Source organism: Leptospira bourretii, assembly GCF_004770145.1.
GTDB lineage: Bacteria > Spirochaetota > Leptospiria > Leptospirales > Leptospiraceae > Leptospira_A > Leptospira_A bourretii.
Window position 1 is genome coordinate 214,717 of sequence record NZ_RQFW01000012.1, and the last position, 22,109, is coordinate 236,825.

Here is a 22,109-nt window from a genome sequence, read left to right on the forward strand (position 1 = left end):
CCACTGGATGAAAATGAAAATTCAATCGAAAGATATAGTGGGTACGATAAGTTTTGTTTAAATAGTCGAAGGTCTAAAAAGAACGTGGAAGTAAAACAAAGACTACATCTAATTTTTTACCGATTACGGTATAAAGTCCAGGAATGGAAGCTTAAGTTATCCCAACGTTACGAGGACTTGGACAAAAAAGGTCGTGAACGTCTGACAATTATGGTCATTCCTCACACTGATCGTAGAACCATTAACTTTGTGATCTCTTACAAAGCGATTTCCATCTTCATTGGAATCATGGTGATTCTTCTTGTGATCAGCGCTGTGAATGTTTTATCTCATAGTGGATCCATCCACCAACTCACAGAACTCAATTTAACAAACAAAGACTTTATCAGACAATCTTCAAAGATGAAAGAAGAGGTTAACTCTCTTCACGAAACCATCCAATACTACTACGAAAGAATTTCTAACCTTTATATCAAACTCGGCGGAGATCCTTCTCGAGTTTCCAAAGGGATGGGTGGACAAGCTGGACAATTTCTCGCATTACAAGGAACACCACAGTCCGACATCACAGATGAATCCTTTCGCATCAAAGAAGACATTCATAATTTAAAATTATCCTCTGAACTTTCTGAAGAGATCATCAAACTCATCAAAAAAAGAAAGAGCATCATTCGTAACACTCCATCCATTTGGCCAACGAAAGGTTATGTATTATTTCCATTCGGAAAATACATTTCTCCAGTGACAGGAAAAGAAGAAATCAACCGAGGACTAGACATTGGATCCTTTCCTGGTGCCGAAGTCATTGCAACGGCTCCTGGAATTGTTTTCGATACTGGATACTCTCCAGCGACAGGTTACTACGTAAAATTATCACATCGATTTGGTTGGAAAACAATCTACTCCAACCTCGATAGAATTCGCGTTAAGAAAAACGAAAAACTCTCCAAGGGTGACATCTTAGGTTATGTTGGAAAATCACCAGAAAATCCGATTTACCATCTTCATTATGAAGTACATGTTGGTACCCAAGCGTTGAATCCGTTTTCGTTTCTCAACCAAATTCAAGAATAATGTCCAATCCATCTACAGAAGAAGAATTTTTAGTTAATAGTATCATAGGGGAAGGCGCCGAGTTCGTAGGCGAATTTAAGTTCCCAGGTCTCATTCGTATCGATGGAAAATTTCGAGGAGTCCTCGAAACTACCGGAAAGGTACTTATAGGAAAATCAGGAATCGTCGATACAGATATTAAAGCGCGAGTGGTGGTTGCCGGAGGAGAAATCCGCGGAAACATCTATGCAACAGAACGAGTTACATTACTTTCTAGCTGTCGATTGGAAGGTGACATTGTTACCCCTCGCCTCATCGTAGAAGAAGGGGTAGTGTTTCACGGAAAATGCACAATTAATCCCACTCGTCATTAGGCGGGTTTATGATCATCCAAAACAACAACCCTAAGTCGGTATCCACTCAGGCAAAAAAAGGATCCAAAGAAAAACTCTCAGGTTCTTTTGGCCCGGTTGATGAATCCAAACAAAGTTTTTTAGATATTTTAGAATCCATCGTCCCCGCAGGAAAAGAAGAAACCAGAGAACTGAACGAACTCTGGAAAGATTTACCTGATTTGGAAAAGGAACTGATCAAAGATCCCAATCACAGAAACCTAGAATCCTACAAAAAACATATTAAACAAATCGCAGAACTTATTCTTAAAAAAAACTACAAGGTCATGCAAGCGCCCCAACGAGGACGAAATGACCAAAAAGACGTACGTTATGTAAAGGTTGTGGATGAAAAGTTGGATCTACTCGCCAAAACCATGTTTTCTCCGAACAACAGTGCGTTCGTGATTTTGAAACAATTAGATGAAATTAGGGGTCTATTGATTGATCTAAAAGGATAAATCTTTGCAAACTAACGAACGCGCTAAGTCAAAAAATCTTCGTGTCCTCTCTAAAACCTTTTCCTATTTAAAACCCTATAGATTCCAAATGATCCTTTCCTCACTGGCTCTGCTTTTTACTGCCGGAGTGACTTTGGGACTCGGACAGGGTTTACGCCATTTGGTGGATGCAGGATTTTCAGCCAGATCCAAACAAGAATTAGGTTACTCTCTTGCCTTTATTATTTTAGTCGGAATCTTCCTTGCGATTGGAACTTACATTCGTCATTACGCAGTTTCATGGATTGGCGAACGAGTGGCTTCAGACATTCGAAGGGACGTATTCAAACATATCATCTTCATTCATCCCAGTTTTTTTGAACTCAATTCTCCGGGAGAAATCCAATCACGAATCACAACGGATACCACACTCATCCAAACGGTAATCGGGTCATCCGCATCCATTGCCCTTAGAAATGTTTTGATGTTTGTCGGTGGGATTATTTTTCTATTTATCACCAATGCAAAACTCACGATGATTGTTCTCTTCAGTGTACCTTTCATTGTGTTCCCGATTTTGTTCTATGGAAAAAAAGTAAGGAATTTATCTCGCACCACTCAGGACAAAATTGCAAGCATTGGAACATACGTCAGTGAATCCCTTCTCAATATCAAAATCCTACAATCCTTCCACCACCAAGAAGAAGACATTGAAAAGTTTTCACACACCGTTGAAGCAGCCTTTGATGTGGCAGTCGCTCGCATCAAACAAAGAGCTCTTCTCATTGCGGCTGTCATTCTCTTCATCCTTACAGGAATCAGTGTGATGTTATGGATTGGTGGAACTGATGTACTCGAAGGAAAGATTACCGGTGGAGAACTCATCGCATTTTCTTTTTATGCGATCATGGTTGCCAATAGTGTCGGTGCCGTTTCTGAAGTTCTCGGCGATTTGCAAAGGGCAGCCGGTGCTACAGAACGATTAATGGAACTTCTTTTATCGGAATCAGAAATCAAAGATCCTAAGTTTCCAAAACCAATTGCAGACGTATTGCATCCAACGGAAGGCAATGGATCTTTATCCCTCAATGGTTCTTCCACACAGAAAGGACTAAAAATTAATTTAGACCATTTGGAGTTTTCATACCCATCTCGTCCGGAACACAAAGCCATCCGGGGAATTCATTTAGAAATTCCTGCCAACAAAACCACAGCTCTTGTTGGTCCTTCCGGCGGGGGAAAGAGTACACTCTTTGAACTCATCCTCAGATTCTATGATCCCACTGCAGGAAAGATTCTTATTGAAGGTGTGGATCTGAAAGATTTAACTTTAAAAGATTTACGCTCCCTCATTGGCTTTGTACCACAACAACCCATTCTCTTTAGCGGAACTTTACGAGAGAACATTGCCTACGGAAAACCAGATGCAAGTTTTGAAGAAATAGAGAAGGCCGCTGCCAGTGCCTATGTCACAGAATTTTTAAATCAACTTCCTGATGGGTACGATACCAACTTAGGACATTTAGGAACAAGACTCTCTGGTGGACAAAAACAAAGGATCGCAATTGCAAGAGCCATTCTTCGCAACCCAAGAATTCTTTTATTGGATGAAGCCACTTCGGCCCTTGATTCAGAATCAGAACAAATGATCCAACGTGCTTTGGATTTTTTAGTGAAAGAAAGAACGACCATTATGATTGCTCACAGACTTTCCACAGTTGTGAAATCAGATCAAATCGTTGTGATTAAAGAAGGGGAGATTGAGTCCGTCGGAACGCATGACGAACTCATTCGAAAAAGTGAACTGTACGAGCGACTAGCGAAACTACAGTTTCACACCGAGCTGCTCTAAAATTCTTTCCATATCATTTAGATTAGCGTAAGAAAAAACGATCTTCCCTTTTCCATTAGTTTCATTGTGGGCCACTTCCACTTTGGAACTATATTTGTTTCTTAGTTTGGATTCTAATTTTACGATACTTGCATCTCGTTTGTCAGGACCCATAGAAGAGGACTTTGATTTTTTATCTGGGTGCAAAAGATTAGATACAAAGTTTTCTACCTCTCGAACATTCCATCCTTCTGCGATGACTTTCTGACCCACTTCCAATTGTTTTTTAGGATCGGGAATCGAGAGAAGGGGGCGTGCCTGTCCTTCCGAAAGTTTTCCTTCCTTCACTAAGTCTTGTAATAATTTAGGCAGAGAGAGAAGACGAATTAAGTTAGAAATGGTGGCTCGGTTTTTTCCCACGCGAGTCGCAAGGTCTGTCACCTTTAACCCTCGTTTGTCGATAATGGCTTGGTAAGCCAAAGCCTCATCCATAGGATTTAGATTTTCTCTTTGGATATTTTCAATGAGGGCAAGTTCCATCATGTCCGCTTCCGAAAGATCACGAACGATCGCAGGGATTTTTGCAAAGCCTGCAAGTTTGCAAGCGCGTAATCTTCTTTCTCCCGCCACCAAAAGAAATCCAGAACCCGAAGGATTTTTTTGTACAACGATGGGTTGGATCACTCCATGTTCCGTGATAGTATTGGATAACTCTTGGATGGAAGCATCGGAGAATTGTTTTCTTGGTTGGTGTGGGTTTGGTAAAATTTCTGTGACTTTAATTTCTCTTAGGCCAGTTTGTTCCTCTTTAGAAATCTCAACGTTGTTTTCATTTACAGGAATTAAATTCCCAAGTCCTCTTCCTAAAACTTTACCTTTGCCGAGTGCCATAACCTTATGCCTTCCCTACAATTTCTTCCGCTAAACTTTTATAACTTTTTGCACCCACACCATCTGGATCATAGTAGTTGATCGGTTTTCCAAAAGAAGGTGCTTCTGATAATTTTACATTTCTTGGAATGACGGTTTCATATACTTTCTCTTTGAAATAGTTTCGAACATCTTCCGCAACTTGGTTTGCTAAGTTAGTTCGTTTGTCATACATCGTGAGAAGTACTCCTTCGAGTGCGAGTGATGGATTCCATTGCGACTGCACGAGAGAAATAATTCGCATGAGCTGTGAGAGTCCTTCGAGAGCAAAGTATTCTGTTTGCAAAGTGATCATCACTGACTGAGAAGCACAGAGAGCATTGATGGTAAGAACACCGAGAGAAGGGGGACAATCGATTAGAATATAATCATAAGATTCTTTTACAGATGCCAAAGCATCTTTCAATTTGAATTCCTTTCTTTCCATTCCGAGGAAATCCACTTCCAAACCGGAGAGGTTGATGTTGGAAGGAATGATATCCAAATTGTTTACGAATGTTTTTTGAACCGCTTCTCTTGCAGAGAGTTCCCCGATCAAAACTTCATAAGTAGTTTTTTGTAAAGACTGCACTTCCAACCCAAGTCCAGAACCTGAGTTCCCTTGTGGATCGATATCAAGGAGCAAAACTTTCTTTCCCAAATCAACAAGATTGGATGCCAAGTTTATCGCTGTTGTCGTTTTACCGACTCCACCTTTTTGATTACTGATAGAAACAATTTTACCCATTCTTGCTTTTCGTCTCCTTTACGATTTCTTTCCAGTCGCGGGGGAATCCCTTTTTAGGAAGGGAATTCTTTTGTAGTATTTTTATATGTCTCTTTCCCACAAACTCTAATTCGGGAATGGGAATTTCTTTTTTCATAAAGAATCCATTGTTACTAAGAACCTCTGTTTCTTTTTCTAAATCTTGGTAAGGCTGTGCAAGGAAGGGACATAAGATTCCTTTTTGCTTCACCATTCTTGTTGTGACTTCCGCAATGTAGGGATAAGGAACCATTGCTCTTGAAGTGACTACATCAAAATTGGAACTAATCTCTTCTGTCCGTGCGTAGATAAAGTCCACTCGCTTTTTGACTTTGGAAAGGCTTCCAGTTTCAATTTCTGTTTCAAGAAGTGCGAGCTTTCGTTTTTGAGAATCCACGAGAAAAACATGCGGTGCTTTTTTTAAGAGAGCAAAAAGAAAACCGGGAAGACCTGGCCCAGTTCCTACATCGGCCACATTTGTTTCACGTGAAACAAATCCGGTGACTTTCAGTTTCCAAACAAAGACCAGCGATTCAATAATATGTCTCTCGAGAATCTTCTCTGAATCATTCCGAGAAAAGAATCCTCCTTTCTCATTGTCTCGTTTGAGAAACTCATAATAGTTCTTCACTAGTTCCCAATCAAACTCAGGTTCGAGTGTTGGGAAAAGATCGGGGATGATGGTTTGGATTTCTTCTTGGATGGTTTTTTCTGACATAATCGTATTATCGTTTTAAATGAATTCGCCGATGTCTCCTGTAGGAGAACTCTTTTCCATGATTCGAATCATTAGTTTTTTAATCATCCTTTCCTTTCCTATTTTAGGTTACACACCTGGCAAGTGGTCCCATAAAGATGCATACCTATTTAAAAAAGTTAAAAAAGTTCCAAACAAAGAAATCGTCCGAAACGGCGAGGGTCAGGTTGTTTATGTCGCAGAATATGAGTACAACAGTGACGGAAAACTAATTACCGAAACATATTCGGATAAAGAAGGGAAGGGTGATGGAAAAACATCTTTCCGTTATACAGATGGTTTACTTTCGAGCGAAGAAGTTTACGACAATGGTGGTCATCTAGTCGAACGAAAGGATTTTCAATTCAAAGGTCGCGCTTTGAAAAAGATGAATGTGAAGGATGGAGAAGGTAGACTATTGATTGTTTATTCCATCGAGAGTGATGGCGAAGGAAATATCTTTGCTGCTGAAGGTAAAAATTTAGAAACCAAAGACAATGAATCTTTCCGATTTCAAATCGATCCTAAACGTCCAAATGTTCAAATTCAATATCTGACTGATGACAAAAAGAAAGGTCTTGGTGAAATTCATTTTAAGTTTGATGCAAAGGGAAACCTGGTCGAAAGAGAATTCTTCCAAGGTGAAACCCGCCGTGTGCACAAACTCAAATACAAAGCCGATGGAAGTTTGGAGTCCCATTCGTTTCATGTGAAACAAGGGGACAACTGGATCTTGGAAAAGACCCACGTAATGGTTTACGAATAGAAAAAATTTCAGCAAGACAGCAGGAATCGATCTAGTAACCAAAAGTTCGAACACCGTGACTTCGAAACAAAGAACGTCTGAGTGTTGGAATTAAAATAATCTCAAAGCAAGAGAGCAAAAGGTTTATCTGAATTCAAAGTTTGATTTCAGAAAGTTAAAAGTGCAAATTAGATCTTTCAGAAATCTGTCTTAGTCTTTCAAAAATCTTCCTCTGGGATTCTGCAATACAACTCAAAAGGTTTTTAAATTGGGACAATCGATTCAAAGAAGACCAAAAATAAAAAAAGCCAAGAAGGAATATCCCTCTTGGCTTTTTGATTTTAAGGAAGATTCCTCGTTTGTTTTTTTAGTTATCGTCTATCCACCAAATGATATAGCAGAAGATCCACATCAGAAGGATCTACTCCTGAAATATGGAGAGCATTTTCTAAATTCATAGGACGGTGTTTTTCCAACTTCACCACAGCTTCTGTCTTCAAACCTTTCACACTTGCATAATCAAAATCATTTGGAATCTGAAAGTTCAAAAACTTCTTACGGTATTCGATGGTTTCCAATTCTCGTTTCAGATATCCTTCGTATTTAACTTCCATCTCCAGAACTGCTTTTTCATCTTCATTTAAATTTTGAAGTTCAGGCAGGAAGGACTCGATGTCTTCGATTTTGATATCAGATCGTTTCAGAAACGAAGCAACCGTGTGGCCAAACTTATAATTTTCAATCTTCTTCTCTTCTAAAACCTTTGTGAGTTCCTCTGTTGGCTTCATGGAAGTCACAAACATTTGCGTTTTGATTTTATCGATCCGAGCATAACGATCTTTCATATCTGTATAGAGAGACTCGTCAACAAGTCCCATCTCATATCCATACTGCATCAGTCTTTGGTCCGCATTGTCTTGGCGAAGGAGTAGGCGGTACTCGGCCCGGCTTGTGAACATTCGGTAAGGATCTTCTACACCTTTATAAACCAAATCATCTACAAGAACTCCGATGTAAGATTCACTTCGTTTGAAAAAAATCGGCTCTTCTTTTCTTACGGAACGAATCACATTATAAGCAGCAACAAGTCCTTGGGCTGCCGCTTCTTCGTAACCAGTCGTTCCGTTGATTTGGCCTGCATGATAAAGACCTTTTACTTTTTTAGTTTCGAGTGTGGGATTTAGTTCTGTAGGATCTACAAAATCATATTCGATGGCATAACCCGGACGCATGAGTTCCACTTCTTCCAAACCTTTGATGCTTCGAAGAAACTTCCATTGCACTTCCTCAGGCAAACTTGTGGAAACTCCATTGAGATACATCTCGTTGGTTTCGTATCCTTCCGGTTCGATAAAGATTTGATGGCGGTCTCTTTCCGCAAAGCGAACCACCTTATCTTCAATCGAAGGACAATACCTCGGCCCAACACTTTTGATCTGACCCGAATACATCGGTGAGTATTCTAAGTTTTGTTTGATGAGTTCATGAGTGGTGTCGTTGGTGTAAGTGATGTAACAAGGGATTTGTTTGCGATCAATCTTCTTTGTTGAAAAAGAAAACGGACGAGGATTCTCATCTCCATCTTGGATTTCTAGTCCCTCTAGGTTGATGGAATTTTTATGAACACGAGCAGGGGTTCCCGTCTTAAGTCTTCCGAGTCGCAATTCAAAACGAGCGAGTGTATGGGAAAGTCCTTTGGTTGTAGGTTCGCCAATCCGACCTGATTCTTTTTGGTAAGTTCCAATATGAATCACACTGGATAAAAATGTTCCGGTGGTTAGAATCACATGCTTCGTATAAAAAGTAAAACCTCGGCCAGTGATGACACCAGTCACTTGGTTTCCCTCAACAATCAAATCCTCAACTGTATCTTGTCTGATCGAGAGTGTTTGTAATTTTTCCAACTGGTGTTTGATCATGAGTTGGTATTGTTTTTTCTCAGCTTGTGCACGCGGGGCCCACACGGAAGGACCTTTGGATGTGTTTAACATCTTAAATTGAATTCCAGTTTGATCAATCACTCGACCCATCAGTCCACCGAGTGCATCCACTTCACGAACCATATGTCCTTTGGCAATCCCACCAATCGCAGGATTACAACTCATCTGCCCAATGGTATCCAAGTTCATTGTGATCAGTAAAGTTTTGAGTCCTGCTTTCGCAGAAATATAAGCAGCTTCTGTTCCGGCATGACCGGCACCAACAACGATACAATCAAATTGGTTGGGATAAAAGGATGGATTCATATTATGTCTTCTTAGTAATTCAGTTCTTAAAAAATGCGAGGGAGAGGGTTTCGAAAATCTACTCCTTAGAACGATATCAAAAGCATCGGCCTATGCTTCGAGAGAAAAAAAGATAAAATTCATTTTCTAATTTTGAAACTCCAGAAGATTGGAAGGATAGGAATCTCAATGGCTCAGAATTCATTCCCTTATACCTACTTCGAAGGAAAAATCGTTCCTTCCGAGGACGCAAAAGTTAGTGTCCAAACCCATGCCTTACAATATGGGACAGGTGTCTTCGGTGGAATCCGTGGATATTATAACGAAGCGAAAAAAAACCTTTATGTCTTCCGATTGCCAGAACATTGCAAACGACTTGTGAACTCCACAAAGATCATGCAGTTGCAAATCCAAATCACACCGGAAGAAATCCAATCCATCATTCTGGATCTCCTTCGAAAAAATGACGCTAAACAAAATGTATATTTACGTCCTTTCATTTATACTTCTGCCTTACAACTTTCTCCTCGCTTCCATGATGTGAAAGCAGACATCACAGTTTATGCATTGAAGTTGGACGACTACCTCGATACACAAAATGGACTGACTACCATTGTATCTTCTTGGCAGAGATTTTCTGATAACCAAATCCCCACTCTTTCAAAAGTGAGTGGTGGGTATGTGAACTCAGCTCTTGCAAAATCAGAAGCCGTTCAAAATGGAATGGATGAAGCTATCTTTTTAGATGCGAGAGGATTTGTATCAGAAGGTTCTGCAGAAAATCTTTTTATCGTTCGTGATGGAGTGATCCATACACCAACCATTCCATCTTCAATTTTAGAAGGGATCACTCGTCGTAGCATCATTCAAATTGCAAAAGACTTAGGGATCCAAGTTGTGGAAAGAGACATTGCTCGTTCTGAACTTTATATCGCTGATGAATTATTTTTTTCAGGCACAGGTGTGCAAGTGGCTTGGGTGAAAGAAGTGGATCGTCGTGTGATTGGAAATGGAAACATAGGACCCATCACCAAAAAAATCCAATCTATCTTTTTTGAAGCTGTTCGTGGTGAACAACCAAGTTATATGAATTGGCTGACTCCGGTATACTAAAGACCAATGGCTGATGCTTTGTTTTCATTCGACCAAGTGTCAGGCCAAGATGTTGCACTGACTTACTTAAAATCTTTTTTAAATGATAGGTCACGAATTCCCGGTTCCATTATTTTTTACGGACCCGATGGAGTGGGGAAGTGGACAGCCGCTGAAAGATTCTCAAGACAACTTCTTTGTTTGGAAGGAACTTCTTGTGGCGTTTGTGATTCCTGTCGCCAATTTATGAAAGGAGTCCATCCCGATTTCATTCAATTTCCCAGAAGAAAAAACATTGCGATTGGAAAAGAAAAAGATCCAGAAGACTTCACCATCCGTTGGTTGTTGTCAGCAAGGATTCCCTTCAAACCACATACATCAGATTACCGCGTTGTTTTATTTCCAGAAGCCAATCGTATTAACAATGAAGCAGAAACAACTCTTCTAAAAACTTTAGAAGAACCTCCAGCACATACAAAGTTCATCCTGATCGTTAACGATTTAAAAAACTTAAAACCAACCATTGTTTCTCGTTCGGTTTGTGTTCCTTTCAACTATCTCCCTCAAGACGAAATCAAAAAGATTCGAAGAAATGAAATGACCGAATCTAAACTCTACTATGGTGGATCCCTCAACCCCTTTGAAATCTCTGATGAGTTTTTGGAAGAGTGGCATGAGAATGTACGGGAACATTGTCACGATTCGATTTTACTTTTTAAATTGGAAAACTGGGTGCGTGACCAACTTGGAGAATTTCGTTCTAATAAAGAAGGGCTTACGGGAATTGATTTTTTAGAAATGATTTGTTTGTTACTTCTTTATGAATACCGACAAAAAAACTTTGAAGCCAATGTAGGAAGGATCGAAGCCATCCTAGATTTCAAAATGAAACTTCATTATGAAATTCCTGCGCTCGAGTACGTTCTTTTATCACAACTTTTTTTACGACTTGCGACTTAATCAAAAAAATAATTTTAAGCATCGATAAAATTTCGATTGAAATAAAGAACACCTAACAAGAATTATAACGTAAATTCTGTCAAATCAAATAAGGGACATAATTTTTTTATTCGGTTCGACTATTTTTTCTAGTTTGGATCGTTTTCCGATTTTTCATTTGAATTCTACCTACTTGCTAAAAGTATAGTACCCGATTTCACATTTAGGGCGGGGAAACTTGGACAGACGTTGGGAAGAAATTTTAGAAGAAATATCGAAACAGATACCTCCCAAGTACTTTTCCAATTTCATTGCACCACTCAAATTCGAAAAATGGGACAACCAGGTGGTTCACTTGACGGCTCCCTCCACGGGAATCAAACGCCACGTGGAAACCAAGTATACAAGTTTCATTGAAGAAGCCGTTTATCAAGTAGTAGGTGATCGTTTTCGAGTTTCTATTTTAGCGGAATCGGAAACTTCTACACAAATTTTAAAAGAAGTCATCCAATCTAAATTTGATGAATCTGATTCTGACCTAAATCCAGAGTTTATTTTTAGTAATTATATCACTTCTGATTCCAATCGGATTGCCTACACGGCCGCAAAAAGTGTAGCGGAACAACCAGGAAAATACAATCCACTGTATATCTTTGGGCCCGTGGGTGTGGGTAAAACGCACCTCCTCCATGCGATTGGAAACGAGATCAAAAAGAAAGATCCATGGAAAACGGTTCGGTACGTAAACAGCACTTCGTTTTTAAATGAATTTATTTTTACAGTTCGTCAGAATAACCGCGAATCACTTGAATCTTTTAAAATCAGATACCAGTCTTATAATGTTTTACTCTTTGATGACATTCAGTTTTTGAATGGGGGAGCTGAAAAAACCCAAGAGGAGTTTTTTGCCCTATTCAATTTTCTTTATGACAGAAAACGCCAGATTGTCATCGCCTCTGATAGACCGAGTTACGAACTTCCGTTACACGAAAGATTAAAATCTCGATTTGTGCATGGCCTCCAAGCGGATGTCAAATCCCACGACTTGGCACTTCGGGTTGAACTTTTACGGTCTAATTTTTCTGAATTCAACATTCCTGCGAGTGACAAACTCCTCCACTGGCTTGCCGAACGATTGGAAGGAGATTCACGAGCACTCATTGGAATCGTAAACGATTTGGTTTTGTACAAAAAGGCTTATGAATACTTTTTGCTTACGGAAGAGAAAATTCAGGAAATTGCGGAAGCTCGTTTTCTGACAAATAAAAAGCGAATTGGGTTCAGTCCGGATATGGTCATTGATCTTGTCTGTGAAAGAACAAACATAGCTCGCAAGGATTTGCTAGGAAAGAGTCGGAAAGCGGATTTTATCCCACCAAGACATCTTTGTATGCTCCTCCTTCACGATGTCCTACATGTTCCGAAAGCCCAAATTGGAAGAATTTTTTCGACCACGCATTCCACTGTCATCCACGGGATAGATAAATTCAAAGAGCGAATGAAAACAGAATCCCAGTGGGAAGATGTATTTCATTCCATCAAACACAAGATAAGTTTCCAATAACCTGTGATTAATCCGACCATTACCTGTCGGTAAACTGTCGATAGGACATAGTCAGTCCTTATTGTCCCTTAAATTTTCCATGTCCTGTTCAAAGTGACATAAATATTGACAGTTGCAAAAAGGAAAAAACCTGACATAATTCAATAAAAATTGATGTTTCCAGGCTTTATCGACATACTGACAGAACCAACGGAAACGACATAATATATATAAAGATATATAATATAAATAAGAAGAAGAGGAAAAATGAAATTCACTGTCAATACTACAGAATTCCTAAAAGCAATCAACTCAGTGGATGGAGTCATCTCAGTTCGAGAAATTAAATCAGCTCTTTCCAATCTCAAAATCCAAACTGGTGAAAATGAAGTCTATCTTTCTGCGACCGATCTTGAGATCGCCATCAAAACTTCAGTTCCTTCTACCATCGGAGAAAAGGGAATCGCATCGTTACCTGCGAAACAACTATCGAGTATTTTTAAAAACTTAAACTTTGATACAAGTTTACTCACAACCACTGACCAAGCCGAAAACTCAGAGACAACCATCACTGATGCTAGTGGTAAGATGGACACAAAGTTCAAAGTCAACGGAATCGATTCTGAAGATATCAAAACCATCCCGAAAGTGGATGAGGCAAGTGTGGTTGAATTTCCTTGCCAAACCATTCGTGAGATGTTTCGTAAAACTTCTTATGCGATGGCGATTGAAGAAACTCGTTTTGTTTTTAACGGTCTCTTTTTAAAACCCGACAATACAGATTTAATTGTTGTTGGAACGGATGGTCGTCGTCTTTCTAAAATTGTTCGTAAGTTTCCAAAACAATTCCCATTTAAAAATGGAGTGATCATTCCTCACAAAGCGGTTCGTGAAATGCTTAAGATGATGGAAGGAAAAGAAACAGCAAAGATTGGTTTTGTAGAAGAACAAATTTATGTTTCTTCTGGAAACGTAGAATTACTTTTCAAACTCATTGATGGAAACTTTCCTGATTATGAACAAGTGATTCCAAAACAAACTTCAGAATCGGTTCGAGTTGTGAAAGCTGACTTCTTAACATTTTTGAAACAAGCTTTGATTTCTGCAGAAGAACCTTCGAAACAAATTCGTTTGGCTTTTACTAAAGGAAATGTGAACATCAGTTCTTCCAATCCTGGAACAATGATGTTTGATCACAACATGCCAATTGAATACAATGGCGAAGCAATCACCATTGCTTTTAAAGGGGATTATTTAAGTGATGTAGTAAAAGCTGTGGATGATCCAGAAGTCATTTTAGAATTCACAACTTCTAGTGCTCCGGTTCTTTTTAAAGATCCTTCTGATAGCGACTTTGTTTCTGTCATTATGCCAATGAAACTTTAATGTTTCTAAAGAAAATTTACATAAAGAATTTTCGCAACCACGAAGAAACTCAGTTAACATTCAATTCACGTCTTATCTTTTTTATTGGAAACAATGGAGAAGGTAAGACAAACCTTCTCGAATCCATTTCACTACTTTCATACTTAAAAAGTTTTCGCGAATCAGACCAAAACCAACTGCTTCGTTGGGATACAAAAGATACTTTCATTCGTGCTGAATTTGAATCGGAAGAAAATGAGTATTTATTTGAATATGGAATTGAACATTCCTATTCCAAACGAAAGAAACTGAAAGTCAACGGGGAAGAGTTTAAAAAAATCTCTGACTATGTGGGATACTTTCGTTCCATTGTGATGAGTCCACCGGATATCCTCATCATCGAAGATGGGAATGTCGAACGTCGCCGTTTTTTAGATGCCTTTATTTCATCCACCAATCGATATTATTTAAAACAACTCATAGAATATGATCGTTTGATCAAACAAAGAAACGCGGCTCTTAAAAAAGAAAATTCTTCCGATCGGGAAATAGGAATTTGGGATGAACCCATCATCGAACATGATGCGGAAATTCGAGAAATTCGGATGAAGACAATTGAAACTTTAGCCGGTTACTTTCATAAAAATTTACAACAGTTAAGTTCTGGAAAAGATCCCTTCTTTTTAACTTACAAACCAAATATTTCTTCCAAAGAGGAACATAGACAAAAACTAACCGATAATCTACGAAAGGACAGAGCGATCGGTTATACGAGTTGCGGAAATCACCGCGACACACTCCCGATTGGATTTGATGATAAAGATTTGAGTGGGTTTGGTTCCCAAGGCCAAAAACGTAGTGCCGTGATTGCTCTGAAAACTGCCTGTTTCCAAATGATCCGTGATACCACAGGAGAAGCACCTGTCCTATTGATTGATGATATCATTCGGGAACTAGACGTCAAAAGAAGAGAATACTTTGTGAATTTGATTTCGGAATGTGGGCAGGCATTTTTTACCACCACAGATTTAGAAGGAATTCATGAATATGTCGGAAACCTAACACTTGATAAAGAAATCTACCAAGTGGAAGCGGGAAAAGTGAAGGTGTTTGTAGAGAAATGAAAAAAGTCGAACTCTCAGAACTCTTCCAAAGTTTAGAAAAAATGGGTATGGACAGGGAAGCTGTCTTTCGAGACCAAATTCTGAAAACCATACGGCTTCGTTGGAACGAAATTGTTGGCGATTATTTTGGTAAACAGAGTTTTCCGAAAACCATTGAAGGAAAAAAACTCACAGTTGTTTGTCGCCACTCCATGATTTCCCAGGAATTGGAGTTCCAAAAAGCTGAAATTTTAACAAAAGCAAATGTAATTACGAACCCAGTTTTATTGGAAAAAATTCAATTTAAAACAGGAAACGAATTCCAAAATCCCAGGTCTTAAGTCACTTAAATCTCCCCGATTTCACTTGCCCTTCGAGGGTCTTTCTAGGATACTTCCTATAGGGTATCTTATAAATCTATGTCCAACCAAATCGATCCAAACGCCTATTCAGCCTCGAAAATCAAGATCCTAGAGGGTCTAGAAGCGGTCCGAAAACGCCCCGGAATGTATATCGGAACCCAAGATGAGTCCGGCCTACATAAGATGGTTTATGAGGTCGTGGACAACTCTGTGGACGAGGCAATGGCAGGCCATTGTACAGAAATTGACGTCCGCATTTTACCAGACCATATCATAGAAGTTCGGGATAATGGGCGTGGGATTCCTACTGGAATCCACCCGGATAAGGGTAAGTCCACAATTGAAGTTGTGTTAACGATCTTACACGCAGGTGGTAAGTTTGAAAACGATGCCTATAAAGTTTCTGGTGGTTTGCATGGGGTAGGGGTTTCCGTTGTAAACGCCCTTTCCACTTATCTAGAAGTGGAAGTCCACCAAGATGGAAAACTACACTACCAAAAATACCAAGCAGGGGTTCCTGTTGAAGATGTAAAAATCATCGGTGATACAACACACCGTGGAACAGTTGTTCGTTTTAAAGCAGATGATACTATTTTTACCACTGTTGATTTTTCTTTTGACACCCTATCGGCAAGATTTAGAGAAATTGCGTTTTTAAACAAAGGGCTCCTTATTCGGATTGAAGACCAAAGAAAAGAAGAAGTTGCAAAACATGAATTTAAGTTTGATGGAGGAATTGTTTCCTTTGTTGAATACATTACGGAAACAAAACATCCTTTGCACAAAGTTTTGCACTTTGTCGGTGAAAAAGAAAATGTATGGGCAGAGATTGCTCTCCAATACTGCGATACCTATAGCGAAAATATTTTTTGTTTTACCAATGCGATTAATAACAACTTAGGTGGAACTCACTTAGAAGGTTTTAGAACCGCTCTTACGAGAACTTTAAATGACCATTTAAAGAAAGACCAAATCCTTTTCAAAAAACAACCCAATGGTTTACAAGGGGATGATATCAAAGAAGGCCTTTGTGCTGTGATATCTATCAAAATCCCACAACCACAGTTTAACTCACAAACAAAAGAAAAGTTGGTAAATGCAGAAGTAAAAGGACTGATGCAAACCATCACAGGAGAGGGTCTTAATCGATTCTTTGAAGAAAATCCTGCTGTGATCAAAAAGATTTTAGAAAAATGTATTTTAGCTTCCAAAGCAAGGGAAGCAGCAAGACGGGCTCGTGATCTTACAAGACGTAAAACTGTTTTAGAAGGTGGTGGCCTTCCTGGGAAACTTGCCGACTGTTCTGAAAAAGATCCGGAACATTGCGAATTGTATCTTGTCGAGGGAGACTCGGCGGGTGGATCAGCAAAACAAGGAAGAGATAGAAATACCCAAGCCATCCTTCCACTCAAAGGTAAAATTCTAAACGTTGAAAAAGCACGATTGGATAAAATTTTATCGAATGAAGAAATTCGCACATTAATCACAGTTATGGGAACAGGAATTGGTGATGATGAATTCAATGTGGAAAAACTTCGTTATAAAAAAATCATCATTATGACAGATGCGGATGTGGATGGATCCCATATTCGTACACTTTTACTAACTTTTTTCTTTCGATATATGAAACCAATCATCGAACAAGGATCTTTGTTTGTGGCACAACCTCCATTGTATCTTTTGAAGTTTGGAAGAGAAGCAGTCTATGTTTACTCTGACAGGGAAAAGGAAGAAATTCTTAGAGCAAGGCCCAATGACAAAGTTGTGATCCAACGATACAAAGGACTTGGAGAGATGAATCCAGAACAACTTTGGGATACAACTATGGATCCAAAAGAACGTGTTATGTTACAAGTAAAGTTAAAAGACTTTGTGGAAGCAGAAGATACATTCAATATTCTTATGGGTGATGAAGTATCTCCACGTCGTCGTTTCATCGAAGCGAATTCTTACAAAGTTGCAAATTTAGATCTTTAATCGGAATTAGGATAAAAAAATGACCGAACAAAACGGCCAAGAAAACGAATCAAACAAAACCTTAGCACTAAATCTTTCCGGTAGACCAGACGTAGCCGGTGCTCTTAAATCCGGTGTGCGGGTCATTCCGGTAGAAATTGAAGACCAAATGAAGGAAGCTTACCTTGATTATGCGATGAGTGTAATTGTAGGTAGAGCCCTTCCTGATGTTAGAGATGGATTAAAGCCAGTTCATAGACGTATTCTTCATGCGATGAATGAAAGGGCCTGGAGATCGGATCGTCCTTATGTAAAATCTGCGAAAATTGTTGGGGAAGTAATTGGTAACTACCACCCACATGGTGACTCAGCGGTTTACGAAACGATGGTTCGTATGGCCCAGACTTTTTCCATGCGAGAAACTTTGATCGATGGGCAAGGAAACTTTGGATCTGTCGACGGTGATAACGCTGCGGCATATCGTTATACAGAAGCTAAACTTACGAAACTTGCGGAAGAACTTCTAAAAGACATCGAAAAAAATACAGTCAGTTTTTCACCAAACTTTGATGATACAAGACAACAGCCAGATGTCTTACCAGCAAATTTTCCAAATATTTTAGTAAACGGTTCAACAGGGATTGCTGTGGGTATGGCAACTAACATCCCACCGCATAACTTAAAAGAATCGGTTAATGCTGTTATTGCTCTCATTCAAAACCCAGAGATCACACTTCCAGAATTGATGAAAATCATTCCGGGACCTGATTTTCCTACGGGTGGAACCATTATTGGAGGGGAAGGTTTATACCAAGCCTATGCGACAGGAAAAGGTTCCATTCGCATTCGATCCAAAGTTGATATTATCGAAAACAACAAAGGTCGCGAGATTATTGTCATTAATGAAATTCCATACCAAGTAAACAAAAAGAACTTACTCGAAAAAATCGGGGAACTTGTGAATGAGAAAATCATAGAAGGTATCTCTGAAATTTTAGATCTTTCCGATAGAAAGGGAATTCGAGTAGAAATTCATGTTAAAAAAGATGCCAACGCACAAGTCATTTTAAACCAACTTTTCAAACTCACACAACTACAAGTGAGTTATGGAATTACGATGCTTGCGATTTTAAACAATCGCCCAAAAATCTTTTCATTAAAAGAAATTCTAAAATCCTATGCGGATCATAGAAATGAAGTCGTAATCAAACGTACTGAATTTGATTTAGATAAAGCACAAAAAAGAGCCCATATCTTAGAGGGTCTTCGAATTGCTCTCGATAACATTGATGAAGTGATTCGTATCATACGAGCTTCAAAAGATGTAAAAGAAGCTCAAAGTTCCCTCATGGCAACATTTGCTCTCTCAGAAATCCAAGCGGATGCGATTCTGGAAATGCGTTTGCAACGTTTAACTTCTCTAGAAGTGCAAAAGATTATTGAAGAATTAGAGCAGGTTCGACTACTGATCGCTGACTTAGAAGACATCCTTGCCAAACCAGAACGAGTGAAATCCATCATTTGTGATGAGCTTGGTAAGGTTGCACAATCTTTTGGAAATAATCGTTCCACTGAGATTAGTTTGGAATCTTTGGAATCTTCTACTTTTAATGCAGAAGATTTAATCGCAGATGAAGAAGTTGTTGTTCAGTTATCAGAAGATATGTTTATCAAACGTCTTCCAATGGATACGTTCCGTCGCCAAAAACGAGGTGGAAAGGGAGTCCAAGGAATCTCAACAAAAAGGGAAGACTTTGTAAAAAAACTAAGTAGTGCCATGACTCATGATAACTTAATGCTCTTTTCCAATAAAGGTAGAGCTTTCCTTATGAAAGTATATGAACTACCAATTGCTACTAAAGAAGCGCGTGGAAAATCATTAAAAGCAGTGATCAACTTAAATGATGATGAAATCATTACTTCGTTATTCACTTTCAGAAATTTTGATGAATCCTATTTGCTTATGGTAACAAGAGATGGGTTTGTAAAAAAGATCCAATTGGATGAATTCACAAATACTAAAAAATCCGGCATCATTGCTATCGGTCTTCGCGATGGTGATGAACTAATCGATGTAATTGCCAATCCAAGCAACTACGATGTGTTTATTGGAAGTAAAAATGGTCTTGCGATTCGAATGAATTTGAACGAACTTCGCTCGCAAGGTCGAACCGCTTCTGGTGTCACAGCAATGAAGTTGGAAGATGATGATGCGATTGCAGGGATTACAAAAGTGGAACCAGGAACCAATTTATTCTGTGTTTCCGAAAACGGATTTGGAAAACGCACTGACTTTGAAGAATTTTCTACCAAAGGTCGCGGTGGGAAGGGAATGACTTATTTAAAGATAGGTGAAAAGAATGGGCGTGCTGTAGGTGTCTCTTCCGTAAGAGAAGAGGACGAACTTCTCGTCATCACACAATCAGGTATGGCCATCCGAGTCGAAGTGAAAACTATTTCGATGGTGGGAAGGTCTGCCATGGGAGTCAAAGTTGTAAATACCAAAGATGAAGACTTTGTGAAAGACTTTGCTGTTGTTAGAGATACAGAGACCGATTCGGAATAAAGAGGAATTATGATTACCATCGGCGGAGTAACAATCAAAGGTGATGTTGTTCTTTCGCCGATGGCTGGTATATCCGACAGTCCTTACAGGCAAATTACAAGGCGTTTTGGTTCTGCTTTTGCCTATACGGAATTTGTTTCCACAGAGCAGTTGTTACTAGGTAATTCGAAATCTTTGGATATGTTTCGTTATTTAGAAAATGAACGACCCATTTTTTTTCAAATTTTTGGCTCCGACTTAGAAACGGTTGTCAATGCCTCAGAAATTGCAGCATCAAAAAATCCAGACGTCATTGATTTGAATATGGGATGTTCCGTGGCCAAAGTTTCCCACCACGGATCAGGAGCAGGGCTTTTACGCAATGTTCGTTTGGCTGGTGCTATGATCGAAGGAATACGCAAAAAAACAAACCTTCCTGTTACTGCCAAGATTCGGCTTGGTTGGGATTCTCATTCATTAAATTATTTAGAAACAGTCAAAGTATTAGAAGGATCGGGAGCATCGGCTATTTCTGTTCATGGAAGGACAAAGGCAATGGCCTATACTGGTTACGCTGACTGGAATGCAATTGGTGAAATCAAATCCAAAGCCAATGTTCCCATTTTTGGAAATGGAGATGTTGCTAGTTTTTCTGAGGCAATCCGTAAGAAAAAAGAATACGGAGTGGATCTTGTTCTCATTGGTCGCAAGGCAATTGGAAATCCTTGGATTTTTTCAGAAAGACCAAAGGAAAAAGTTGGTTGGTTGGAAATCAAAGAAGTCATTTTGGAACATTTAAACCTAATGTTAAATTTTTATCCTTCCGAAGATGATTATGCTTTGATACTTTTTCGAAAACATTTTATACGATATATAGAGAATACAGGATTCCCCGAAGAAATAAAAAGAGAACTTTTATCCGTTACAAACGTAAATCAATTTATAGATAGATTGGAGTCCGTAGAAATGGATTCCAAATTTTTGGAAGCAAGCGAAATAAAAAACGAGAATATCAACTGTGAAACGTTTGTTAGTCTCGCATAAAGGAAGTTAAAATGGCAGATTCAAAGCAGTCAATATTTTCAGATAGTTATAGTAAATATGCGGGTGTAAAACAAAAACGAAAAGATGCTCGTGTGAAGTTGGATGTTCCTTGCACGGTAGAACTCATCAAATCAAAAAATGCAAGTGTTACTGGACATTTATCTGATTTGGGAACAGGTGGACTTGCATTCCAAACAACTGCAATCTTTTATGAAGGTGACCAAGTAAAAATTCAATTTTCTCTTCACCAAAATCCATTAGAAATTATTGGAACCGTACATCGAACAGCAGGTAAAACAACTTCGGTAATCTTTCAACCGTTGGCTGCTGCGGAACATAAGATAGTGCAAGAGTTTATCCATAAACACTACTTTGATCCAAAATTAAAAAAGTAACTTTCTATTTAGTTAAAAAAAAGCCCCCTGAAGAGGAGGCTTTTTTTGCTAAAGTCCAAAACAGTCAGATTACTGAGCTGCAGTTGCCTTTGCTTCAAGAGCTTTTTGTCCACCCGCATAGCGCAAGTATCCAACACACTGACATTCTTCCCAAGTTTCAGGCTCGCCAACATTTGCGCAAATTCCTGTTTCGTTGTTAAGAGAGCAGCAGTCGTAAACTCCAACTCCTTTGATGATACCTTTTGATTCAGAAACAATTACGGAACCTGTAGATTGACCATCAGATACACCAGAAGCTTGTTCTAAGTATTCACCTAAGATTTTTTTCAAACCATCACCTGCAACTTGAAGACGAGCGGCTTCACGGCAAGTGGATTGTTTCATAGCAACTGAGTTAGCTTTGATCGCTTTGTCAGAAGCACGTGCAGAAAATTTCATGTAAAGATAATCGTATTCTTTCTCTTTCCCTTTGCAATATTCAGCAGGGCTCTCACCACGTTTTGCAGCAGCGGCATCAGGTGCACAAGCCCAACCTTCAAAAATCCAACCATTTTTACCTACGGTCGTAGCGTCTCTTCTGCCTCCATCATTGGATCCGCAAGATACAACAAATGCGATTAGAGAGGCACATACGATAAGCGATTTCTTCATAAAGAATCTACTCCTTT

Annotated in this window: 20 protein-coding genes; 15 read left to right on the plus strand and 5 right to left on the minus strand. The window is 39.1% G+C overall.

Annotated features, from left to right (window positions below; all coding sequences use genetic code 11):
- Positions 1 to 84 precede the first annotated feature (84 nt).
- From EHQ47_RS08425 to EHQ47_RS08440, 4 genes are read left to right on the plus strand one after another with little or no spacing between them, the layout of a single operon-like run.
- The gene (locus EHQ47_RS08425) at positions 85 to 1,074 is read left to right on the plus strand and encodes a M23 family metallopeptidase (RefSeq protein WP_135748317.1); all 990 of its coding nucleotides are present in this window, start codon (positions 85 to 87) and stop codon (positions 1,072 to 1,074) included.
- Complete coding sequence (locus EHQ47_RS08430; RefSeq protein ID WP_002972551.1) at positions 1,074 to 1,427, plus strand: bactofilin family protein; 354 nt, start codon at positions 1,074 to 1,076, stop codon at positions 1,425 to 1,427. Before EHQ47_RS08425 ends, EHQ47_RS08430 begins: the two co-directional genes overlap by 1 nt.
- A gap of 8 nt (positions 1,428 to 1,435) precedes the next feature.
- Positions 1,436 to 1,906, plus strand: a complete 471-nt coding sequence (locus EHQ47_RS08435) for a YaaR family protein (RefSeq protein WP_135748316.1) — start codon at positions 1,436 to 1,438, stop codon at positions 1,904 to 1,906.
- A 4-nt stretch (positions 1,907 to 1,910) separates the two neighbouring features.
- Positions 1,911 to 3,737 carry an ABC transporter transmembrane domain-containing protein gene (locus tag EHQ47_RS08440; protein ID WP_135776964.1) on the plus strand — a complete coding sequence of 609 codons (1,827 nt, stop codon included), beginning with the start codon at positions 1,911 to 1,913 and terminating at the stop codon, positions 3,735 to 3,737.
- On the opposite strand, the gene EHQ47_RS08445 is transcribed toward EHQ47_RS08440, so the two are convergent.
- The 3 genes from EHQ47_RS08445 to EHQ47_RS08455 are packed head-to-tail and all read right to left on the minus strand — an operon-like array spanning position 3,711 to position 6,109.
- Entirely contained in the window at positions 3,711 to 4,607 is an 897-nt protein-coding gene (locus EHQ47_RS08445; RefSeq protein ID WP_135776965.1) for a ParB/RepB/Spo0J family partition protein, read from the minus strand. The two genes, EHQ47_RS08440 and EHQ47_RS08445, sit on opposite strands and share 27 nt — an antisense overlap.
- Before the next feature lie 4 nt (positions 4,608 to 4,611).
- Positions 4,612 to 5,373 carry a ParA family protein gene (locus EHQ47_RS08450; protein ID WP_100743669.1) on the minus strand — a complete coding sequence of 254 codons (762 nt, stop codon included), beginning with the start codon at positions 5,371 to 5,373 and terminating at the stop codon, positions 4,612 to 4,614.
- Positions 5,366 to 6,109 (minus strand): RsmG family class I SAM-dependent methyltransferase, encoded by a 744-nt coding sequence (locus EHQ47_RS08455; RefSeq protein ID WP_135748313.1) that lies wholly within the window; start codon positions 6,107 to 6,109, stop codon positions 5,366 to 5,368. The genes EHQ47_RS08450 and EHQ47_RS08455 overlap by 8 nt, the downstream gene beginning before the upstream one ends.
- Before the next feature lie 58 nt (positions 6,110 to 6,167).
- Here EHQ47_RS08455 and EHQ47_RS08460 point away from each other — a divergent pair, with 58 nt between their 5' ends.
- A complete protein-coding gene (locus EHQ47_RS08460; RefSeq protein ID WP_135776966.1) occupies positions 6,168 to 6,893 on the plus strand; it encodes a hypothetical protein in 726 nt (241 codons plus the stop codon).
- Positions 6,894 to 7,243: 350 nt separating this feature from the next.
- On the opposite strand, the gene mnmG is transcribed toward EHQ47_RS08460, so the two are convergent.
- Positions 7,244 to 9,118 carry a tRNA uridine-5-carboxymethylaminomethyl(34) synthesis enzyme MnmG gene (gene mnmG, locus EHQ47_RS08465; RefSeq protein WP_135748311.1) on the minus strand — a complete coding sequence of 625 codons (1,875 nt, stop codon included), beginning with the start codon at positions 9,116 to 9,118 and terminating at the stop codon, positions 7,244 to 7,246.
- A gap of 168 nt (positions 9,119 to 9,286) precedes the next feature.
- On the opposite strand from mnmG, the gene EHQ47_RS08470 reads away from it, so the two are divergent.
- The 10 genes from EHQ47_RS08470 (at position 9,287) to EHQ47_RS08515 (ending at position 21,441) form a co-directional block, all read left to right on the plus strand.
- A complete protein-coding gene (locus EHQ47_RS08470; protein ID WP_135748310.1) occupies positions 9,287 to 10,210 on the plus strand; it encodes a branched-chain amino acid transaminase in 924 nt (307 codons plus the stop codon).
- 6 nt (positions 10,211 to 10,216) lie between these two features.
- Positions 10,217 to 11,149, plus strand: a complete 933-nt coding sequence (locus tag EHQ47_RS08475; protein ID WP_135748309.1) for a hypothetical protein — start codon at positions 10,217 to 10,219, stop codon at positions 11,147 to 11,149.
- Between the two features lie 217 nt (positions 11,150 to 11,366).
- Positions 11,367 to 12,692, plus strand: a complete 1,326-nt coding sequence (gene dnaA, locus EHQ47_RS08480; RefSeq protein ID WP_135748308.1) for a chromosomal replication initiator protein DnaA — start codon at positions 11,367 to 11,369, stop codon at positions 12,690 to 12,692.
- 246 nt (positions 12,693 to 12,938) lie between these two features.
- The gene (dnaN, locus tag EHQ47_RS08485) at positions 12,939 to 14,057 is read left to right on the plus strand and encodes a DNA polymerase III subunit beta (RefSeq protein ID WP_135748307.1); all 1,119 of its coding nucleotides are present in this window, start codon (positions 12,939 to 12,941) and stop codon (positions 14,055 to 14,057) included.
- Positions 14,057 to 15,160: a DNA replication/repair protein RecF gene (gene recF, locus EHQ47_RS08490; RefSeq protein WP_135748306.1), complete on the plus strand. Its 1,104-nt coding sequence runs from the start codon at positions 14,057 to 14,059 to the stop codon at positions 15,158 to 15,160. Before dnaN ends, recF begins: the two co-directional genes overlap by 1 nt.
- Positions 15,157 to 15,480, plus strand: a complete 324-nt coding sequence (locus EHQ47_RS08495; RefSeq protein ID WP_135748305.1) for a DciA family protein — start codon at positions 15,157 to 15,159, stop codon at positions 15,478 to 15,480. Before recF ends, EHQ47_RS08495 begins: the two co-directional genes overlap by 4 nt.
- Before the next feature lie 78 nt (positions 15,481 to 15,558).
- Positions 15,559 to 17,478 carry a DNA topoisomerase (ATP-hydrolyzing) subunit B gene (gene gyrB, locus EHQ47_RS08500; protein WP_135748304.1) on the plus strand — a complete coding sequence of 640 codons (1,920 nt, stop codon included), beginning with the start codon at positions 15,559 to 15,561 and terminating at the stop codon, positions 17,476 to 17,478.
- 19 nt (positions 17,479 to 17,497) lie between these two features.
- Positions 17,498 to 20,023 carry a DNA gyrase subunit A gene (gene gyrA, locus EHQ47_RS08505; RefSeq protein WP_135748303.1) on the plus strand — a complete coding sequence of 842 codons (2,526 nt, stop codon included), beginning with the start codon at positions 17,498 to 17,500 and terminating at the stop codon, positions 20,021 to 20,023.
- A gap of 9 nt (positions 20,024 to 20,032) precedes the next feature.
- On the plus strand, positions 20,033 to 21,046 hold the full coding sequence (locus tag EHQ47_RS08510) for a tRNA dihydrouridine synthase (protein WP_135776967.1): 1,014 nt from the start codon (positions 20,033 to 20,035) through the stop codon (positions 21,044 to 21,046).
- An 11-nt stretch (positions 21,047 to 21,057) separates the two neighbouring features.
- Entirely contained in the window at positions 21,058 to 21,441 is a 384-nt protein-coding gene (locus tag EHQ47_RS08515) for a PilZ domain-containing protein (RefSeq protein ID WP_135748301.1), read from the plus strand.
- A 69-nt stretch (positions 21,442 to 21,510) separates the two neighbouring features.
- Here EHQ47_RS08515 and EHQ47_RS08520 read toward each other — a convergent pair whose 3' ends face one another.
- Positions 21,511 to 22,092 (minus strand): lipoprotein LipL21, encoded by a 582-nt coding sequence (locus tag EHQ47_RS08520; RefSeq protein WP_002972335.1) that lies wholly within the window; start codon positions 22,090 to 22,092, stop codon positions 21,511 to 21,513.
- Positions 22,093 to 22,109 lie beyond the last annotated feature (17 nt).